Annotated in this window: 2 protein-coding genes and 1 pseudogene; all 3 read left to right on the top strand. The window is 73.5% G+C overall.

Translation table 11 applies throughout. The features are described from left to right. A partial coding sequence (locus ACFU99_RS42830) for a dimethylarginine dimethylaminohydrolase family protein (protein ID WP_384403976.1) occupies nucleotides 1-478 on the top strand: 478 nt, incomplete at its 5' end. 281 nt (nucleotides 479-759) lie between these two features. Further along, nucleotides 760-1,509 (top strand): GNAT family N-acetyltransferase, encoded by a 750-nt coding sequence (locus ACFU99_RS42825; RefSeq protein WP_384403973.1) that lies wholly within the window; start codon nucleotides 760-762, stop codon nucleotides 1,507-1,509. Continuing rightward, nucleotides 1,506-1,707: pseudogene (locus ACFU99_RS42820) on the top strand (1-acyl-sn-glycerol-3-phosphate acyltransferase); the annotation flags it as partial. The gene ACFU99_RS42825 and the pseudogene ACFU99_RS42820, both read left to right, overlap by 4 nt.

The raw sequence follows: 1,707 nt of genomic DNA, 5'->3' as shown, positions 1-1,707 counted from the left end.
GCACTGGCCCGAGCACATCAACGAGGGGGAGGGCGACTACCTCCTCGCCGGCCGCCGGCTCCTGGCCGGCGCCGGCTTCCGGACCGACCCCCGATCCCACGCCGAGGCCCAGGAGTTCTTCGGCCTGCCCGTCACCGGCCTGACCCTCGTCGACCCCCGCCACTACCACCTCGACACCGCCCTCGCCGTGCTCGGCGACGACGAGGTCATGTACTACCCGGCCGCCTTCTCCCCGGGCAGCCGGGCGGCCCTGCGTGAGATGTTCCCCGACGCCCTGCTCGCCACCGACGAGGACGCCGCCGTCTTCGGCCTCAACGCCTTCAGCGACGGCCGCCATGTGCTGCTGCCCGAGTCCGCCACCCGCCTCGCCGCCGCGCTGCGGGAGCGCGGCTACGAACCGATCGGCCTGGACCTCACCGAACTCCTCAAGGCCGGCGGCAGCGTCAAGTGCTGCACGTTGGAGCTGCGCGCCGGCTGAGCCGACGGCCACCTGACGAAGGTCAGGGGTGCCCGCTGCCGTTTGTGCAGTGCGCCATCCGGCGTACCGCTCCTACGGTCGTTCCACAAGGGATCAACGCCCCCGCACAGAGGGATCAACGCCCCCGCACCGGGGCCGACTTCCCGCGAGAAGGGACCGGCCGCCCCACGCGGGCGCCGGCCTCCCCACGCAGGGGCCCACGTCCCACGGAGGACCGCGAACAGGGCAGCGGACGATCGCCGCCGGTACCGAATGCCCATCGAATGGAGACCAGCACACTCATGCTCCCGACATCCACCGCGTCAGCGGCCACCACCTCGTACGTCACCTCCATCGCGGACACCACGCAGCAGATACGCGCCGCCCAGCGGCTGCGCCACCAGGTCTTCGGCGAGGAAATGGGCGCCACCCTCCACACGCCGCTGGCCGGCCACGACATGGACGCCTACGACGACCTCGCCGACCACCTCATCGTCACCGACACGACCACGGACGAGGTGGTGGGCACCTACCGGCTGCTCCCGCCCGGCCGCGCCGAACACTCCTACTCGGACAGCGAGTTCGACCTCCGGGCACTCGATCACCTGCGCCCCGCCGTCGTCGAGGCCGGCCGCTCCTGCGTCCACGCCGACCACCGCAGCGGCGCCGTCATCAACCTCATGTGGTCCGCGCTCGCCCGCTACGTCCTGCTCTCCGGCCACCGCTACCTCGCCGGCTGCGCCTCCGTGCCGCTCGCCGACGGCGGCCAGGCTGCCTCCAGCGCCTGGCTGCTCGGCACCGCCAAGCACGCCTCGCCCCCCGAGCTGCGCGTCCACCCGCACCGCCCCTGGATGCCCGCCGACCTGGAGGCCGCGCGCCCCGCCTACGCCGACCTGCCGCCGCTGCTGCGCGGCTATCTGCGGCTCGGCGCCTGGATGTGCGGCGCACCCGCCCACGACCCCGAGTTCGACGTCGCCGACTTCTTCGTCCTGCTCGACATGGACCAGCTGAACGACCGCTACCGCCGCTACTTCCTGGGGGAGACCCGATGAACCCCTGGGCCGTGGACGCCGGGTGCACCCCCGGCTGCGCCGCGCACGCCGCCCCGCGCGTACCGATGACCGAGGCCGTACGCCGCTGCGCGACCCTGAGCCGCGCGCTGGCCCGCAGCGCGGCCAAGGGCGAACGGCTCGCCGAGTTCGAGACGCTGCGCACCCAGGCGCGGGCTGTGCTCGCGGCGCTCGGCGTAC

It is taken from the genome of Streptomyces sp. NPDC057654 (genome assembly GCF_042800135.1).
Taxonomy (GTDB): Bacteria; Actinomycetota; Actinomycetes; order Streptomycetales; family Streptomycetaceae; genus Streptomyces.
The sequence above is the reverse complement of the archived record's forward strand: the minus strand, read 5'-3'. Positions and strand labels throughout refer to the sequence as shown.

Coding starts and splice junctions, on each gene's coding strand:
- ACFU99_RS42825 (WP_384403973.1), top strand. CDS start 760: ATGCTCCCGACATCCACCGCGTCAGCGGCCACCACCTCGTACGTCACC.